This window comes from Cystobacter fuscus (assembly GCF_044360685.1).
GTDB classification, from domain to species: domain Bacteria; phylum Myxococcota; class Myxococcia; order Myxococcales; family Myxococcaceae; genus Cystobacter; species Cystobacter fuscus_C.
The window spans coordinates 102,754-118,730 of sequence record NZ_CP043491.1 but is presented as its reverse complement, the minus strand read 5'-3'; the positions used below and the strand labels follow the sequence as shown (position 1 = coordinate 118,730).

At 69.5% G+C, this 15,977-nt stretch carries 14 protein-coding genes; 6 read left to right on the top strand and 8 right to left on the bottom strand.

The genetic code is table 11. The features are described from left to right. Window positions 1-120 precede the first annotated feature (120 nt). The 4 genes from F0U63_RS00500 to F0U63_RS00485 all read left to right on the top strand — a co-directional run bounded on the left by F0U63_RS00500 (window position 121) and on the right by F0U63_RS00485 (window position 4,525). Window positions 121-1,041, top strand: coding sequence for an MBL fold metallo-hydrolase (locus tag F0U63_RS00500; protein WP_395842579.1), 921 nt, complete (start codon window positions 121-123; stop codon window positions 1,039-1,041). A 150-nt stretch (window positions 1,042-1,191) separates the two neighbouring features. Next, window positions 1,192-2,013, top strand: coding sequence for a methyltransferase domain-containing protein (locus F0U63_RS00495; protein WP_395842577.1), 822 nt, complete (start codon window positions 1,192-1,194; stop codon window positions 2,011-2,013). A gap of 28 nt (window positions 2,014-2,041) precedes the next feature. Beyond that, on the top strand, window positions 2,042-2,887 hold the full coding sequence (locus F0U63_RS00490) for a lysophospholipase (RefSeq protein WP_395842574.1): 846 nt from the start codon (window positions 2,042-2,044) through the stop codon (window positions 2,885-2,887). A gap of 1,266 nt (window positions 2,888-4,153) precedes the next feature. Then, entirely contained in the window at window positions 4,154-4,525 is a 372-nt protein-coding gene (locus F0U63_RS00485) for a DUSAM domain-containing protein (RefSeq protein ID WP_395842571.1), read from the top strand. A 54-nt stretch (window positions 4,526-4,579) separates the two neighbouring features. On the opposite strand, the gene F0U63_RS00480 is transcribed toward F0U63_RS00485, so the two are convergent. After that, entirely contained in the window at window positions 4,580-5,341 is a 762-nt protein-coding gene (locus F0U63_RS00480; protein ID WP_395842568.1) for a hypothetical protein, read from the bottom strand. 395 nt (window positions 5,342-5,736) lie between these two features. On the opposite strand from F0U63_RS00480, the gene F0U63_RS00475 reads away from it, so the two are divergent. Continuing rightward, window positions 5,737-7,872 (top strand): tryptophan synthase alpha chain, encoded by a 2,136-nt coding sequence (locus F0U63_RS00475; protein WP_395842566.1) that lies wholly within the window; start codon window positions 5,737-5,739, stop codon window positions 7,870-7,872. A gap of 98 nt (window positions 7,873-7,970) precedes the next feature. Here the strand turns inward: F0U63_RS00475 and F0U63_RS00470 are convergent, their stop codons facing one another. The 3 genes from F0U63_RS00470 to F0U63_RS00460 form a co-directional block, all read right to left on the bottom strand. Then, window positions 7,971-8,513, bottom strand: coding sequence for a hypothetical protein (locus F0U63_RS00470; protein WP_395842563.1), 543 nt, complete (start codon window positions 8,511-8,513; stop codon window positions 7,971-7,973). Window positions 8,514-8,612: 99 nt separating this feature from the next. After that, entirely contained in the window at window positions 8,613-9,776 is a 1,164-nt protein-coding gene (locus F0U63_RS00465; protein WP_395842561.1) for an App1 family protein, read from the bottom strand. A 54-nt stretch (window positions 9,777-9,830) separates the two neighbouring features. After that, on the bottom strand, window positions 9,831-10,472 hold the full coding sequence (locus tag F0U63_RS00460; protein WP_395842559.1) for a YdcF family protein: 642 nt from the start codon (window positions 10,470-10,472) through the stop codon (window positions 9,831-9,833). Window positions 10,473-11,011: 539 nt separating this feature from the next. On the opposite strand from F0U63_RS00460, the gene F0U63_RS00455 reads away from it, so the two are divergent. After that, window positions 11,012-11,623: a TetR/AcrR family transcriptional regulator gene (locus F0U63_RS00455; protein ID WP_395842557.1), complete on the top strand. Its 612-nt coding sequence runs from the start codon at window positions 11,012-11,014 to the stop codon at window positions 11,621-11,623. Here the strand turns inward: F0U63_RS00455 and F0U63_RS00450 are convergent. The 4 genes from F0U63_RS00450 to F0U63_RS00435 all read right to left on the bottom strand — a co-directional run bounded on the left by F0U63_RS00450 (window position 11,609) and on the right by F0U63_RS00435 (window position 15,913). Then, complete coding sequence (locus tag F0U63_RS00450) at window positions 11,609-12,097, bottom strand: hypothetical protein (RefSeq protein WP_395842555.1); 489 nt, start codon at window positions 12,095-12,097, stop codon at window positions 11,609-11,611. The two genes, F0U63_RS00455 and F0U63_RS00450, sit on opposite strands and share 15 nt — an antisense overlap. Then, window positions 12,094-12,924: a DUF692 family multinuclear iron-containing protein gene (locus F0U63_RS00445; protein ID WP_395842552.1), complete on the bottom strand. Its 831-nt coding sequence runs from the start codon at window positions 12,922-12,924 to the stop codon at window positions 12,094-12,096. Before F0U63_RS00445 ends, F0U63_RS00450 begins: the two co-directional genes overlap by 4 nt. After that, window positions 12,921-13,913, bottom strand: a complete 993-nt coding sequence (locus F0U63_RS00440) for a TIGR04222 domain-containing membrane protein (RefSeq protein ID WP_395842550.1) — start codon at window positions 13,911-13,913, stop codon at window positions 12,921-12,923. The genes F0U63_RS00445 and F0U63_RS00440 overlap by 4 nt, the downstream gene beginning before the upstream one ends. Window positions 13,914-14,053: 140 nt before the next feature. Next, the gene (locus tag F0U63_RS00435) at window positions 14,054-15,913 is read right to left on the bottom strand and encodes a glycoside hydrolase family 15 protein (protein ID WP_395842548.1); all 1,860 of its coding nucleotides are present in this window, start codon (window positions 15,911-15,913) and stop codon (window positions 14,054-14,056) included. Window positions 15,914-15,977 lie beyond the last annotated feature (64 nt).

Genomic DNA, 15,977 nt, shown 5'->3' with positions numbered 1-15,977 from the left:
CGCCCGCCAGGCGGGCTACACCCGGGGACGCTGGTCCTGTCGGGGAGTCCTCCCCACCTTCTCGTGCGTACACGGGAAGGGGCCCGTCCGGGTCCCCCCCCACAGAGAGAGAGTCGCGGGATGCGCATCCATCATCTGAATTGCGTGACCATGTGTCCCCCTGGCGGGGCGTTGATGGATGGCCGGCAGCGGCCCAGGGGAGTCCCGGCGGCGCTGGTGTGCCACTGCCTGCTGGTGGAGAGCGAGCAGGGGCTGGTGCTGGTGGACACGGGCTTTGGCCTGCAGGACGTGCTGCACCCGAGGCCCCGGCTGAGCTCCTTCTTCCTCGGGCTCAACCGGCCGCAGCTCCACGAGGGCATGACGGCGGTGCGGCAGCTCGAGCGCCTGGGTTTCAAGGCCAGCGACGTGCGGCACATCGTGCTCACGCACCTGGACTTCGACCATGCGGGGGGACTGGATGACTTCCCGATGGCGCGGGTGCACGTGATGAACGCAGAGGTGGAGGCCGCGGCGGCGCAGCGCACGTGGCTGGACCGCGAGCGCTTCCGGCCGAGGCAGTGGAGGACGCAGCCGCACTGGGTGACGTACGCGATGCCGCGCGGGGGCGAGCGCTGGTTCGGCTTCGAGTGCGTGCGCGAGCTGTCGGGCCTGCCACCGGAGATCCTCCTGGTGCCGCTGGTGGGGCACACGCTGGGACACGCGGGCGTGGCCATCCAACAGCCGGACGGCTGGCTGCTGCACGCCGGGGACGCGTACTTCCACCATCAGGAGATGAATCCGGATCGCCCCACGTGCACGCCGGGACTCCTCATGTACCAGGAGCTGATGCAGAAGGATGGGCGGATGCGCCGGCTCAACCAGGAGCGGCTGCGCTCGCTGGTGCGCCACCACGACCGGGACGTGAAGGTGTTCTGCGCGCATGACGCCGTGGAGTTCGAGCGCATGGAAGAAGAGGCGCGCTCCCACGAAGAACACGCGCTGCGTGGGCTGGGCTCGGTGCGGCCCGAGCTGGGCATGACGGAGCCCTCCCTGCCCACTTGAGGACATTGACACGGTTCAACCCGGCGTTTCGCGCACTTCCAGAGTACCCAGGAAAGACGGATTGTATGTCTTTACGCCCGGGGGATTCAGCGGACGGCGCCTCGCATGCAATGATGGACAGTCAATCCATCACTCGCCTGGGAGGGGCCTGTGACCGCGACTTCGACCATCTTTTCGGATTTCCATGATCTCGACCAGGCCACGGCCTCGAAAGAGGCCGTGCGCTTCCTGGATGCGCTGAACACATCTCAGCAAGTGCAGGAGATGCAGCAGCTCACGCACCGCATGCTGGGAGTGGCGCCCGGCCAGCGCATCCTGGACGCGGGCTGCGGCGTGGGTGATGTCACCCGGGAGCTGGCCACGCTGGTGGGCCCCAAGGGCCACGTGGTGGGAGTGGACCTGAGCGAGGCGCTGTTGGCCGAGGCCCGCGCGCGCACGCGGGGCACGGGGCTGTCCGTGGAGTACCGCAAGGGCGACCTGCACACCCTGGACCTTCCCTCGGAGAGCTTCGATCGCTGCCGCTCCTCGCGCGTCTTCATCTATCTGGATGACCCACGCAAGGCGCTGAGCGAGCTGCTCCGGCTCACCCGTCCGGGCGGGGCGGTGGTGATCTTCGAACCCGAGTTCGACACCTGGGCGTTGGACGGGCCGGATCGCGGGGTGGTGCGCGCGCTGATCCACTTCTGGACGGATCAGCTGCGCAACCCCTGGATTGGCCGGCAGCTGCCGCGGATGTTCCACTCGCTGGGGGTGAACCAGGTGGCGATGCGGCCCGTGGTGGGCACGTGGGTGCCGAGCATGCTGGAGACGTTCGGCATGTACCCGGTGCTGGAGAAGGCCATCACCGAGAAGGTAGTGACGCGCGAGCAGGTGGACGCCTGGCTCCAGTTCCTCAAGGAAGGTGAGAGGAATGACAGCTTCTACGGCTGCATGGCCGGCATGGTGGTGCGCGGCATCAAACCGGGTCCCTGAGGCCCCCGGGGGTGCCTAGGATGGGCGCATGGCGATTGCGCATGAGGAAGGGTTCTTCGAGAGCACACAGGGGGTGAGGCTGCACGGCCAGGCCTGGCGGCCCCCGGGAGAGCCGCGCTCGGTGGTGGGAATCATCCACGGGGTGGGCGAGCACGGCGGCCGGTTCACGAACGTGGTGGAAGCGCTCGTCTCGCGGGGCCATGCGGTCCATGCGGTCGATCTCCGGGGGTATGGCCGTTCGTCGGGGCAGCGCGGCCACGTGATGTCCTGGTCCGAGTACCAGGACGACATGCGCGCCTTCCTGAAGCAGCTCTCCACGCGCGAGCCCGGCAAGCCCGTCTTCCTGTACGGCCACAGCATGGGAGGGCTGGTGGTGCTGGACTACGTGCTGCGCCACCCCGAGGGGCTCGCGGGCATCATCATCAGCGGCGCGGCGCTGGAGTCGGTGGGGGTGGCGAAGCCGTGGCTGGTGAACTCGGCGCGGATCTTCTCGCGACTCGTGCCCCGGCTGCCGCTCCCGGTGCCGCTGGAAGCCGAGGCGCTGAGCAGCGATCCGGCCTGGGTGAAGCGCTACCGGGAGGATCCGCTGGTACACCGCAAGGGCACGGCGCGCTGGGCGGTGGAGGCCATCGACGCCAACGAGTGGATCAAAGCCCACGCCGCGGAGCTGCGTGTGCCCCTGTTGATGCTGCATGGTGCCGAGGACCGCATCAACACCGTGGAGGGCTCCCGGCGCTTCTTCGACGCGGTGACGCTGACGGACAAGAAGCTGCACCTGGTGCCGGGCGGCTATCACGAGCCCCACAACGACCCCGGCAAGGAGCAGGTCTTCGAGCTGGTGGAGGACTTCCTGAGCGCCCACCTGCCCCGGTGAGCCGCGCGTTCCGGCGGGCGTTTCTATTCACGTTCCCTGGTGCCCGAGCAGAGGAACCTTTAGATTCCAAGGGGTTGGAGAACCAGCAAGGCGCTGGTTTCTATTCACCTTTCTATTCATGGGTTCGCTCGAACGGATGCTGGGAGTGCTGTCCCGTCTGCGGGTGGCGCGGGCGAAGGACCTGGCGAGCGAACTGGGCGTGTCCCAGCCCACGGTGTCGCGCCTCATCCAGGAAGCGGGCGAGCGGGTGTGCCGGATGGGCCAGACACGAGCCACCCGTTACGCACGCACGCGCTCACTGCCCGGCCTCGGAACCCGGCTTCCCCTCCACCGGATCAGCGAGGCGGGGAAGGTGGAACGGTTCGGGGAAGTGCAGCTGCTGGAGGGAAGGCGCTACTGGTTCACGCCAGCGGAACGAGATTCCTGGCTCCACCTGCCCGAGGGCACCAGCTACCTGTGCCTTTCATCGTCGACATGTGTCCTCAGGGGTACGTGGGGCGGACATTCAGCAGGCAGCACCCCGAGTTGGGACTGCCGCTCCGCCTTGTGGGCCTGTTCTGGAACCAAGTCATCGAGCACGAGGCGATCAGTGACGATTTCAGGGCCCTCGCCAAACAATGTAGGGAGTCGATAGAAAGAAGCACTCCGGGAGCAGGTGCCACTCTGAACATCGTGCTCGGGAGCAAGGAGCCCTGAACACCGGCCAGGGAGGAGAGGGCCAACCCAGTAGAACGGGCGGGAGATAGCCGGTGTTTCACACTCTGTCCCCTGCTGATACGCCCTGGCTTACTCGCCTATAGCCTCGGGGGTATGGAAAGCCTGAATCATACCCGTTGCATTGAAGGGGTTGTGTTGTGGGGTGTGCTCGTGTTGGGGTGCTCGGCTGGAACTGCTGCTGTGGGACTGAGCGACTGCGGAAACAACACGATGACCTGTTGCATCCAAAAGCACCCATACGACCCGGTGGGAGCCTGCGGAGCAACTGCTGCGGACATAGAGGAGGCGATAGGGGTTGGGGTGGCGATAGGAGCCGGAGCAATAATGGAGAACGCTTTACAACGAAGGGCGGATGACGACGTTGGGGAAGGAGACGACGAGGAGGCAGGAGACCCCGATGAGGGATGGCGGGAGCACTGCCGTAACACCTACGTCCAGTGTAGGAGTCAGATGAATCCGCGTTGGAAAGGCGACTGCTATGACTGCTTTCGGCTGTGCGAGGGCCAGCGCCAATGGCCTTTTCACCTGTGTAGACCTCGAATGTGACGCATGAGCGAAGAAACAGACTGGGAAGAGCTGCGAGCGTTGGCGGAACAGCTCGAAAGAGGCCAACCACTCGAACTCACCGCGGCAGTATGCGAGCTGTTGCGACGTACGGTCCGGCAAGTGGCGCTGTCCGATGATGACGCCGCACAAGGCCTCCGCTCCCCTTCGGACGCCGCCACCCTCGTGGCGAAGATTTCCCGGAGAATCCGCGTGGGCTCGCGGCGCTTGTCCCGCGCCATCGTGGACGCCAGCCGTCTTCAGGAGGCCGGAGATACACAGGGCGCGCGGAAGTTGTTCGAGGATCTGCTGGCCGTAGAAGTCGTGCCGCTGTACCGGGAGATCGCCCAGACGCAATTGAATGCGTTGGAGCAATAGAAAAGGCCAGACGCCCGAAGTGCGCCTGGCCTTTCCATCAACCCCGCCTCCCGCTCACAGCGGGATGTTCTCGTGCTTCACCAGCGCGTCGAGTGCCTCTTCCATCACCGCGCGCGCGCTCGCCGTGTACCGGTAGAGCAGCCCGTGCACCTCACGGTCCGCGTCGTTGCGGTTCTCGCACTGCTTCGAGTACTCCTCGAAGGCCTGCAGGCTGCTCACGATCTGTGACAGGTGATTGGGGCACTCGCACTTCACGCTGCTCGCGTACTCCAGCAGCGTGCCCAGCTGCTCCTGCGTATAGCGCGGCGGCTTGGGTTTGGCCGACACCGTCACCGTGGCCATCGTGGCCGAGCCCGGCGCGTTCATCTGGATGGGCGAGACCGGCGCCGGTGGCGGCGCGGGCGGAGGCGGAGGCGTCCGGGAAATCTCCAGCACCGGGGCCGTCTGGGGCTTCAACACGTCGTCCAGCACCGCCAGGTGCACGTGCGCCCGCAGCAGCGAGAGCGAAATGGGCCCCTGCAGCAGCCGCACCTTGCCCGCCGGATACTGCTGCAACACCCCGCGCCGTGCGAACCGGTACGTCACGATCGCGTGCTTGGCCCGCGAGTTCTCCAGCAGCGCCGGCACCACGTCCGTCTGCACCGCGTTCAGCTCCAGGAAGTCCAGGGCCAGCACGTCCGGCCGCATCGCCGGCACTTCGTTGCGGAAGGCCTCGATCGACGTTCCCGACCACACCACCTGCACGTCCCGAAGCGCCTGCGGATTCTCCCGCAGCTGCGACGGAAAGGACTCTCCCAGAAGGGCCAGCTTCACCATGACACTCACCTCGTGATCGCCGCCCAGCGTGAACCGATCCAGCCTCCCGTTCAACGCGCCCCGCGCTCCCCTCCCGGAGAGCGGGGACAGGCATCCACTTCCCGACGCCTCACCCCCTCGGAGCGTCCAACAATGAACGTCTCCCGTGTCTCCCCGGTTGCTCCCTCGGACTCCAGGACAGTGAGCTCCGGAAGCCCCCTGACACAGCCGCGTCCACGCCTCCCGGACAGGGTCTGGGCCCCGTGTTGTTGGCCAGGTCACCTTCCCCCCCCACCGCGGTGGGGGCGCGTCCGTTCACCACCGGGCGGCAGCCTGCCCGATCCCTTCCGCGAGGCGGGTGGGGGCTACAGGTTGGCACCTCGTGGACCACTCGGAAGCCGGGTGGAGGTCGGGGCATGGGCAACCGGTGGTGGAGTGCACAGGGATGGGTGAGCCTCGCGGTGGTATGGCTGGCCTGCGGAGGGACGCTCAAGGATCCTTCCCAGACGAGGAGCGGGCTCTGCCAGCCGCGGACGTGTGAGGAGCAGGGCTTCAACTGCGGGGTGACGATCGACGGCTGCGGGGGCGTGCTGCGCTGTGGCACCTGCCCCTCGGGCGAGGCGTGCGGCGGAGACGGCCAGCCCAACGTGTGCGGTCCGGCCAGCTGCACCCCCGCCACTTGCGACTCCCTGGGCGCCCACTGCGGCGACGTGCCGGATGGTTGCGGCGGGCAGTTGCACTGCGGCACGTGCACCTCGCCGGACACCTGCGGCGGCGGCGGCGTGGCCCATGTCTGTGGCCGGGCGCCCTGCACCCCCACCACCTGCGCGGGGCTGGACAAGAATTGCGGCACCCTCTCGGATGGCTGTGGCGGAACGCTCGAGTGCGGCACCTGCGCGGCGGGCGAGACGTGTGGCGGCGGCGGCGCGCCCAACGTGTGTGGCCAGGCCCCCTGCACGCCCACCACCTGCGCGGCGCTGGGCAAGAATTGCGGCATCCTCTCGGATGGCTGTGGAGGGACGCTCGAGTGCGGCACCTGCACCGGCAACGCGACGTGCGGCGGCGGCGGCGTGCCCAACACGTGCGGCCAGCCCCCCTGCGTGCCCCATACCTGCTCGGAGAAGAAACAGGACTGTGGCCTGCTGCCGGATGGGTGTGGCGAGGCCGTGCTGGACTGTGGCACCTGCTCCGCGGGCGAGACGTGCGGCGGGGGCGGCGCACCCAACACGTGCGGCCCGGCCTCGTGCAGCCCCGCCACGTGCGCCGCCCAGGGAAAGAATTGCGGCCTGGTCTCCAACGGCTGTGGCGGCCTGCTCGACTGCGGCATGTGCTACGGCGGCCAGACGTGCGGCGGCGGCGGCATCCCCAACGTCTGTGGCAGCGCGCATTGTCTGCCTTCCACGTGCGAGGAGTTGGGCAAGGACTGTGGCCTCGTGCCGGACGGCTGCGGGGGAATGCTGGACTGCGGCACCTGCGCGGCGGGCCAGACGTGCGGCGGTGGCGGCACCCCCAACGTCTGCGCGGTGGCCGGGTGCAGGCCCTCCTCGTGCGGCCTGCTGGGCAAGAATTGCGGCACGGTGGCGGACGGCTGCGGCGGAACGCTCGAGTGCGGCACCTGCGCGGCGGGTGAGACGTGTGGCGGCGGCGCGGGCGGCGCCAACGTGTGCGAGCAGACGGCCAGCGTGTGCGTGGATCAGGACCTGGGCAGCGCGCTGCCCGTGCGCCTCAAGGGCAGCACGCGCAACGCCCGCGATGACCACCAGGCCTCCTGCGGCGGCCAGGGAGCGCCGGACCGGGGCTTCCTGTGGACGGCGCCGCGCACGGGCACCTACGGCTTCGACACGGCACGCTCGGCGATGCACACCCTGGTGAGCGTGCGGCAGGGAGGCTGTGGGGGCGCGGAGCTCGCGTGCGCCACGGGTGGCATCAGCTACGGAGGCGGGGCCCGGGTGTCGGTGCGCCTCGCCGCGGGACAGCGGGTGCTGGTGGGGGTGGACTCGCCCCAGGGCGGCGACTTCAGCGCGGGAGACTTCGAGCTGCACATCACCGAGCAGACGGCCGCCGAGGCCACCAGTTGCTTCGACGGCGCGGACAACGACGGGGACCGGTGGGTGGACTGCGCGGACACGGACTGCCACGCGGACGTGCTGTGTGACGGGCGCGGGTGCGCGGACATCAACCTGGGCAGCGCGCTGCCCGTCACGTTCCTCGGGGACACGGTGCACGCGGGGGACGGCTTCCAGGGCACGTGCGGGCAGCTGCTTCAGCAGGACCGGGCACACCTGTGGACCGCGCCCCGGGATGGCACCTTCGTCTTCGACACCTCGGGCGGGGACACCTCGGGCAGCGACGGCAACGCGCTGTATGTGCTCACCGGGTGCCGGGGCCAGGAGCTCGCGTGCGCGTCGAGCCGCACGGGCACGCCCCGGGTGAAGCTCACCCTGGAGAAGGGGCGCACGGTGCTCGTGGTGGTGGACGGCATGGCCCGGAGCGACACGGCCTGGCCCATCCGCTACACGCTGCGCATCTCCGAGCACGTCGCCAGCCCGTGACGAAACACGAAGCGCCGGGCTCCCCCAGGGGGAACACCGGCGCTCGCGCACGTCCTCACGTCATTGTCCCGCTCAGACGTCTGGCTCAGGCGTCTGGCTCAGACCTCGTAGCCGGTCTGCTCGAAGACAATCACCTTGTGCGACTGGGGGAAGAGGATGACGGTCAGCCGGAACCAGCCCGTCGAGCCCGCCGCCACCAGCTGCTCGTAGTAGTGCGTCACCACCTGCACCGTCTCCGTCCCGTTCCCGTAGGTGGAGAGGATCTGGGAGTGCAGCGGCTGGAACTCCGAGTACAGGGTGTTCTTGAAGTCCGCGTAGGAGAGGGCCTGGGTCGAGCCGAAATAGGCATACGCCTCGTGCTCCTGGAACCCGAGGACGGCCGCGTCCGCCTGGGCGAGGGTCGCCGAGCCCGAGAAGTCGAAGCGGCGCAGCGAGCCCTCCGTCCAGCGGTACTTCGCGTTGCCCGTATTGAGCGTCGACTGGAGCGCCGAGGTGATGGAGCCCTCGGACAGCGCGAGCTCCGCGAGTCCCTGGCCCACCTGGGCCGCCGTCTCCTCGCGCGAGGTCTCCACGTCCCCACCGCACGCCGCCAGCACGGCCACAGACACCAGGCTCAACGTCTTCATCACGTGACGCATCATCGGACACCCTCTCGAGTTGAAAGCCGATGCCATGTGTCACGCGCCCCCCCTGAATTCAAGTGACAGGAATGAGAATCATTTCATGAGAAGGAATGAGTCTCACGAGGGCTCGCGATCGAGCGCGTCCAGGGGCGTGCGCGCCTCGAGATCCTCCTGGCGGTGGGCCTGGACCTCGGCCACTTCCTGGCGGCGGATCCACCCCTGGCTGGCGGCGTGGCGCGCGGCGGTGACGGTGTCGTCCACGGTGAGCATCTGGCTGCCCGCCGCGCGGATGTCCTCGGCGATGGCCGCCAGCTCCCGCTCGCGGCCCGAGCGATGCCACACATTGCGGATGTACACGCAGCGCACGCGGCCGGGGTACTCGCGCACGATGGTGCGGTAGTGCTCGGCGTCCTCCTGGCCGCTGTCCCCGATGAGCAGGAAGGGCAGCGGGGCGAACGCATCCATCAGGCCGCGGATCTTCTCCAGCTTGTGGCCATGCCCTCCCCCGGGCGCGAAGCCGGTGCGGCTCAAACCCCAGTCACGCAACAGCAGCGGACCCGCGGGGATTTTGTGCAGGCCGAGGAACTCGTCCAGGTGCTCGTACAGGTTCCACGGGCTGGAGGAGACGTAGAAGATGGGGTTGCACGCCGAGCCCGTGCTGCCCTGGCTCAGCGCCTGGTAGAAGGCATCCACGCCCTCGAAGGGCAGGCGCGTGCGGTGCTCGGTGAGGAAGAGCGTCCAGAAGCGCTTGAGGACGTTGGTGACCTCGGTGACGATGACGGTGTCGTCGATGTCGCTGATGACGCCCAGTTCCGCCTCGGAGCCGGACACCAGCACCGGAGCGCACACGCGCGTCACCCCCCGCCGGGACCGGGGCGAGAGCAGCTCCAGCTCCACGTCGTGCCAGCCCGCCTTCACCCCCTCGGGAGGCTCCACCCACAGCTCGAGGAAGCCCTCCTCGTCCGTCGTCCCCTCCCAACGCTTGTCTCCCCAGCGCACCGCCACCCGGGCGTTGGGGATCTCCAGCGTCATGTAGCGCTTCCACGAGGCGATGGCGCTGCCCACGAGCGTGTAGCGCTTCCAGGGCGGGCGCACCTTGCGATCCTCCAGCACGCGCGCCTTGATGAGGCTCGCGCGCGGCGTCCCATAGCCCCGGTAGGGCAGGATGCGCGGAGGACGGGCCAGCCGGAGCTTGTGCCGCAGCCGCCAGCTCAAGGTCTCGGCGTGGTGCTCGAGCTGGAAGGCGAGCCGGACCAGGGCGTTGGGCCGTTTGCGGGTCATGCACCTAGAGCTACTGACTTCCGCCCGTGGTGACAATGGCCCTGACACGGCTTCTCACCCGCGTGGCCGGGCCGGCGCTCGCGCCAGGAGCACCCGCGGGTGGAGCAGCAGCGCGGCCGCCTCGCGCAGTGTCCAGTAGAAGCGATCCGTGGCGCTCAGGGTGCGCCCGGGCATGAGCGCGGGACTCGTGGCCACCTCCAGGCCGTGGAGCCGGAAATACTGGCGGGCCCGGAGCAGGTGGAAGGGATCCGACACCACCACCGCGCGCCGCAGCCCGAGCGTTCCCAGCACCCGCGCGCACAGCCGCGCGTTCTCCTCGGTGGAGCGGCTCTGGTCCTCCAACAGGCAGGCATGCTCGGGAACGCCGAGCCTCATGGCCAGCTCGCGCATGACGTGGGCCTCGGCGGGCGGGTGCAGGCCCACGCCCCCGGAGAAGAGCAGCCGGGGCGCCAGCCCCTGGTGGTAGAGCGCCACCGCCCGCTCCACCCGCGCGCGCAGGGCCGCGGAGGGCTCGCCTCCGGGCAGCACCCGGGCCCCGAGCACCACCACCACCTCGGCGGCGACCGCCCGCTCCTTCTGGCCGAACCGGTCCACCACGAAGGCCAGGCCGAACAGCCCCCCGGTCAGGGCGCCCACGCCCAGCAACAGCCCGCGCCGGAGCGAACCCGGCGTCTGACGCAGCGCGAGGGGAGGCATCGTCCGGCGGACCCTAGCAAAAGCCCGCAAAAGGAATCGGGGAGGAGCCGTCCCCACGGCTCCCCCCCGACTCACTTTCCCCTGCACTCCCCCGAGTGCACTGCCCCGTACGTCCTCCCCATGTTCAAGTGTTGATGCGAATCCCCGACCCGCCGCCCTCGACCCGACGCCCGTCCAACCCGCCGCCCACCGACCCCGCCACACTCACCCTTCACCGTCGCGAGCAGAGGTAAAGCACTCCGCATGCCAGGAATGGAGCCCCGGTCTCTCTCCTGATTCCAGGCACTTACGCGTGCCCCAGCTCCCCGGACCCCGCGCGGGGCGGTAAAAACGACTTACCGGCTCCAAAGCGGGACAGACCTTGCTTCCACGAAGACGGGCAGCGGGGCGCCGTCCCGCCCGGACGGCCGCCTCGCGCTCGCCTCCTCGCTCGCCGGGTACCCCTCCCAAGACGTAGGCCAATGTGACGCGCCCTTGATTCCATCCCCTGCGCGGGGTTAGTTAGTTAGCAATAGCTAACCAATTCAGCGGGCGGTTTCATGGGGCGTCCCCGACAGGTCCTGGACGAGGAGATTCTGGAAGCGGCACGGGCCTGCTTCATCGAGCACGGGTCGTCCGTGAGCACGGAGACGATCGCCGCGCGCCTGGGCGTCTCCGGTCCGGCGCTGCTCAAGCGCTTCGGCAGCAAGCGGGAGTTGCTCAAGGCGGCCTTCGCGGTGGGAAGTGCTCCCCCGTGGCTGCCCATGGTGGAGGAGGGACCGGACAATCGGGACATCTCCGTGCAGCTGCGTGAGCTGGCCCTCACCATCGATGCCTTCTTCCGCAAGATGGTGCCGGCCTTCTCGGTGCTGCGCGAGGCGGGCCTCACGCCCGAGGAAATCCGGGGAGACTCGGAGGACTCTCCGGCGGCGCGGGCCCAGGACTCGATGACGGCCTGGTTCAAGCGGGCCCAGGAGCGGGGCCTGCTGCGTGAGGGAGACCCCAGCCTCATGGCCGGCCTCTTCATGGCGGGGGTGCAGTACCGCTACTTCCTCGCCCACATCACCCAGCAGCGCGTGCCCACGGAGGAGGAGGATCCGTTCGTGGAGCGCCTGCTCAACACGCTCTGGCGGGGCATCGCGCCGCCGGGGCAGGCCTCATCCGCCGGGTAGCCGCCCCCGGAGCACGCGCCCACCGGGCAGCCGCACCGCCCACCTCCACCGCCGCGCCTCCCCCATGCGCAGCATCCGGAAGACGAGCCCCCGGCGCGGGGCCAGTCCACCCGTGGCGGTGATCCGCCAGCGCACCCCGAAGCCGAGCACCTCCGCCTCCGCCTCCCGGGGAAGACGTCCCTTCTCGTGCAGCGCCAGGGCGAAGCGGTAGCCCTCCACGCCCGCGTGGGGCTCGAAAGCGCGCGGGGGATTCGCCCGGGCCCAGGCATCGAACTCCCCCGCGAAGGCCTCTCCGAGCGCCCGCTCGAGCACGGGCCACGCGCGCCGCACTCCCCGCCGGCGCTTGGCGAGCAGCGTGTCGGCCGTGATCCGGACCCGCTCGGCGTCGAAGCCCGCGGGCACCGGCTCCCCCAGCTCCAACGCGCGCATCAGCTCCGCCTGCGCCCGGGCCAGCTCCTCGCGCGCGCGGCTCATGCCGCCTCCCGGCGCGCCACGCCCCGGGCCATCGCCGCCCGCATCGCCACCAGCTCGCCCGCGAGCTCCTCCACGGGCGGGAAGCGATCATCCCGCTCCAGCAGCGCCGGCACCGGGCCCACCCGCGCCGTCAGCTCCTCCAGCAGGGCCAGGGGTCCCTCGGGCAGCGCGTGCGCATGCGTGTCGTGGTACAGCCCGCCGTGCCGCACCCCGCCCGCCACGTGCACGTAGGCCAGACGCTCGCGCGGCACCGCCGCCAGCACCGCCCGCGCGTCCGTGCCCAGGTTGAGCGCGTTGGCGTACAGGTTGGCCACGTCCAGCAACACCCCCGCCCCCGTGCGCTCGAGCACCCCCGTGAGCAGCCCGGCCTCGGAGAAGGCGGGATCGGGCCACTCGAAGAGGCTCGCCACGTTCTCCAGCGCCAGGGGCACGGGCAGCGCCGCCTCGGCCCGCCGGATGTTGTCCGTGAGCACCTCCAGGGACGCCTCGTGGCGCGCCACCGGCAAGAGGTGCCCGGACTCCAGGCCCCCCGCGCGCACGAAGGCCAGGTGCTCGCTCACACACACCGCGCCCAGCCGCTCGGCGAGCCGCGCCAGCCGGGAGAGCCGCGCGGGCGAGGGAGGCTCGGCGCCACCCAGCCCCAGCGACACCCCATGCACCACCACCGGCACCCCGCGCTGCTTGAGCCGCAGGAGCGGCTCGGGCAGCGCGCCCCGGTCATCCAACTGCTCGGCCAGCACCTCCACGAAACCCAGTCCCTCCCAGGTGTCGATGAAGTGCGCGAGCTGCCGCCGCCAGCCCAGTCCCACACCCTCGAGCCGCTTCAATCCCCACCTCCTCCGCCTCCCCCACAGCCGCCGCAGCCGCTGCTCCCGCTGCTGCAACTGCTCGAGCTGCCGCAACTGCTTCCACCGCTGTCACTGCTCGAGCTGCTGTCACTGCTCGAGCCGCTGTCACTGCTCGAGCCGCCGCAACTGCTGACACCGCCGCAACCGTCGCTGTCGCTGCCGCCTCCGGAACCACCACCTTCCACGGGGCTCGGGGGCATCAGGTAGGAGCGCAAGGGGTTGCCGAAGAGCAGGGCGATCCCCCCCACCCCGAAGAGGCCCGCGGCCATGGCCACGTCGCGCGCGCTCATCGTGTTGCCGCTGCCCTCCGAGGAGGCCGTGGTCCGCAGGGGCGTATAACGGATGCGCAGCATCCTCAGCGCCTCCCTGCCCCGGGGGGTGAGCCGGGCGCGTCCGCTCAGCAGCAGCAGTCCCGACGCTCCTCCCAGCAAGAGCAGCAGCACGAGGTAGCTCACGGGCCTGTCGCGCCACAGGCCCACCATCACCTTCATGACGCCGAGCGCGAGTGCCGCGACGAAGAGCAGCCGGGGATGGAGCCTGTAGCGGGCGTCCTGCTCGGGCGTGCGCATGAAGCCGCGCCCCTGGAGGGAGTGATGAAGCCGGGAGAACTCCGCCCGGGCCGCGTCGCGCAACCCCTGGATCGACGCCTCGCCCCTGGCCACCGTGGCATGCACGATGCGCTCGAGCTCCAGCGCCCGTGAGGGCAGGGCCTTGGCGACACTCAATTGCCCTCCCTCGAAACTCAACGCACCGTCGTGCACGAGCGCCACCACGGCCGCGTCCACCGCGGCATTGTCACTCTCCAGCGTGGCGGCCAGGTAGGGGCTCAGGTCCAGGTCATCGGGCGTGGGGAGGCTGGAGGGCAGGTTGAGCAGGCGTTTCCAGATCAGCGCCCCCACGAGGACGAGCAGGAGGAACGGCCCGTACACGAAGAGGAACTGCTGCCCATTCCAATCCAGCGGATTCATCGAACGCTCCCGGGCGCCCCCCCACCCTGGCACTCCGCCTGGAAGGGGGCAGCGCGTGTCCCCACTCTACACCGGGCCCACGTGACGTCGCCGTGACATCCCCGGGACACTCCTGGCACACCGGCCCCGGGGAAGCGCGCTCAGTCGCCCGCGCCGAGCGCCCGGTCCAGGTTGTACGCGGCGCTGATGAGCGACAGGTGGGTGAGGGCCTGGGGGAAGTTGCCGAGCGCCTCGCCAGCGGGGCCCGTCTGCTCGGCGAACAAGCCCAGGTGGCTGGCGTAGCCGAGCATCCGCTCGAAGAGGAGCCGGGCCTCGTCCAGCAGGTCCGGCCGGGTGACGCTCGCGCGCGTCATCGCCTCCACGAGCCAGAAGGTGCACAGGTTGAACGTGCCCTCGCGGCCGGTGAGCCCGTCCTGGCTGGCCTCCGTGTCGTAGCGGAACACGAGCCCGTCCGACGTGAGCCCCCCTTCCTTCGGCGGCTTGCGGATGAGCTCCACGGTGGAGAGCATGCGCGGGTCCACCGGCGACAGGAAGAAGACCAGCGGCATGAGCAGCACGGAGGCGTCCAGGGCCTGGGAGCCGTAGTACTGCACGAAGGTGCCCCGCTCCTGGCACCAGCCCTCGTTCATGATCTCCTCGAACATGGCGTCGCGCTCGTGGATCCACCGGGCCAGGTCCGAGGGGAAGCTGCGCTTGCCGGCCAGGCGGATGGCCCGGTCCAATGCCACCCAGCACATCATCTTCGAGTACACGAAGTGCTGCCGCCCCGAGCGCACCTCCCAGATGCTCTCGTCCTTGCGCCGCCAGTTGTCGCACAGCCAGTTCATCAGCCGGCGCAGGTGGCTCCAGAAGTCATAGCTGATGGGCGCGCCGTGCTTGTTGTACAGGTACACGCCGTCCATCAGCTCGCCGTAGATGTCGAGCTGGAGGTGGTTGTGCGCCGCCTCGTTGCCGATGCGCACCGGACGGGAGTCGCGATAGCCCGCCAGGTGCGACAGCTCCTCCTCCTGGGGCACCTTGCTGCCATCCAGCGCGAACATGAGCGGGAGCGGCTCGTCCGGGCCCAGCTCCGCGATGCGCTGCTCCAACCAGCGCATGAACGCACCCGCCTCGTCCGAGAACCCGATGCGCAACAGCGCGTACACCGTGAAGGCCGCATCGCGGATCCACACGAAGCGGTAGTCCCAGTTGCGTCCGCCGCCGGGGGACTCCGGCAGGCTGCACGTGGGCGAGGCCACGATGGCCCCCGAGGGCTCGAACGTCATCAGCTTGAGCGCGAGCGCCGAGCGGTACACCACCTCGCGCCAGCGCCCCCGGTAGGTGCACTGCGACAGCCAGTGCCGCCAGTAGATGACCGTGTCGCGGAACAGCCCCTCGGCGGACTCGTGCCCCATGGCCTGCCGGGCGCAGGACTGGGGCGCGCCCTCCGTCAGGGCGAACACCATGGACTGGCCCTCGCGCAGGGTGAAGCGCGAGGTGACCCGCTTGCCATCCGTCTCCAGCTTCGCCTTCGTGGCGAGCGTCAGGCTGAGCGTGGGAGACAGGAAGCTCGCCCCGTGGTCGAGCATCCGCACCGAGTGCTCATCCCGCGCGTAGTTGAAGGCGGGCAGGCACTCCATGCGAAAGGTCATCTCCCCGCGCACCACGCGGATGCGCCGCACCACCATGCGCACCGACTCCTGGGTGCCCAGGGGCATGAAGTCCACGAGCTCGCCCACGCCGTTCTCGCTGTAGAAGCGAGTCACCAGCACGTTGGTGTCCGGCCAGTAGAACTGCTTGTGCACCACCTCCGGATGGCCCGGCAGGTGCTCCGGCTGGATGCGGAAGTGGCCTCCCTTGTCCGCGTCCAACAACGCGGCGAAGACGGTCGGGCTGTCGAAGTGCGGAAAGCACAACCAGTCGAGCGTGCCGTCAGTCGCCACCAGTGCCACCGTGCGCAGATCTCCAATCACGCCATGGTCCTCGATGGCGGGTGGTCGTGCTGTCTTCTCCCCGTTCATGGGCCTCTCCCTCACTGCACCTGGAGGTAGGGAGTGGACCCCGGCACCCGCCAGCCCGAAGCAC

Bases quoted from the DNA above. Each gene is read 5' to 3' on its own strand.
- F0U63_RS00500 (WP_395842579.1), top strand. From the start codon at position 121: ATGCGCATCCATCATCTGAATTGCGTGACCATGTGTCCCCCTGGCGGG.
- F0U63_RS00490 (WP_395842574.1), top strand. From the start codon at position 2,042: ATGGCGATTGCGCATGAGGAAGGGTTCTTCGAGAGCACACAGGGGGTG.
- F0U63_RS00485 (WP_395842571.1), top strand. From the start codon at position 4,154: ATGAGCGAAGAAACAGACTGGGAAGAGCTGCGAGCGTTGGCGGAACAG.
- F0U63_RS00480 (WP_395842568.1), bottom strand. From the start codon at position 5,341: ATGGTGAAGCTGGCCCTTCTGGGAGAGTCCTTTCCGTCGCAGCTGCGG.
- F0U63_RS00475 (WP_395842566.1), top strand. From the start codon at position 5,737: ATGGGCAACCGGTGGTGGAGTGCACAGGGATGGGTGAGCCTCGCGGTG.
- F0U63_RS00470 (WP_395842563.1), bottom strand. From the start codon at position 8,513: ATGATGCGTCACGTGATGAAGACGTTGAGCCTGGTGTCTGTGGCCGTG.
- F0U63_RS00465 (WP_395842561.1), bottom strand. From the start codon at position 9,776: ATGACCCGCAAACGGCCCAACGCCCTGGTCCGGCTCGCCTTCCAGCTC.
- F0U63_RS00460 (WP_395842559.1), bottom strand. From the start codon at position 10,472: ATGCCTCCCCTCGCGCTGCGTCAGACGCCGGGTTCGCTCCGGCGCGGG.
- F0U63_RS00455 (WP_395842557.1), top strand. From the start codon at position 11,012: ATGGGGCGTCCCCGACAGGTCCTGGACGAGGAGATTCTGGAAGCGGCA.
- F0U63_RS00450 (WP_395842555.1), bottom strand. From the start codon at position 12,097: ATGAGCCGCGCGCGCGAGGAGCTGGCCCGGGCGCAGGCGGAGCTGATG.
- F0U63_RS00440 (WP_395842550.1), bottom strand. From the start codon at position 13,913: ATGAATCCGCTGGATTGGAATGGGCAGCAGTTCCTCTTCGTGTACGGG.
- F0U63_RS00435 (WP_395842548.1), bottom strand. From the start codon at position 15,913: ATGAACGGGGAGAAGACAGCACGACCACCCGCCATCGAGGACCATGGC.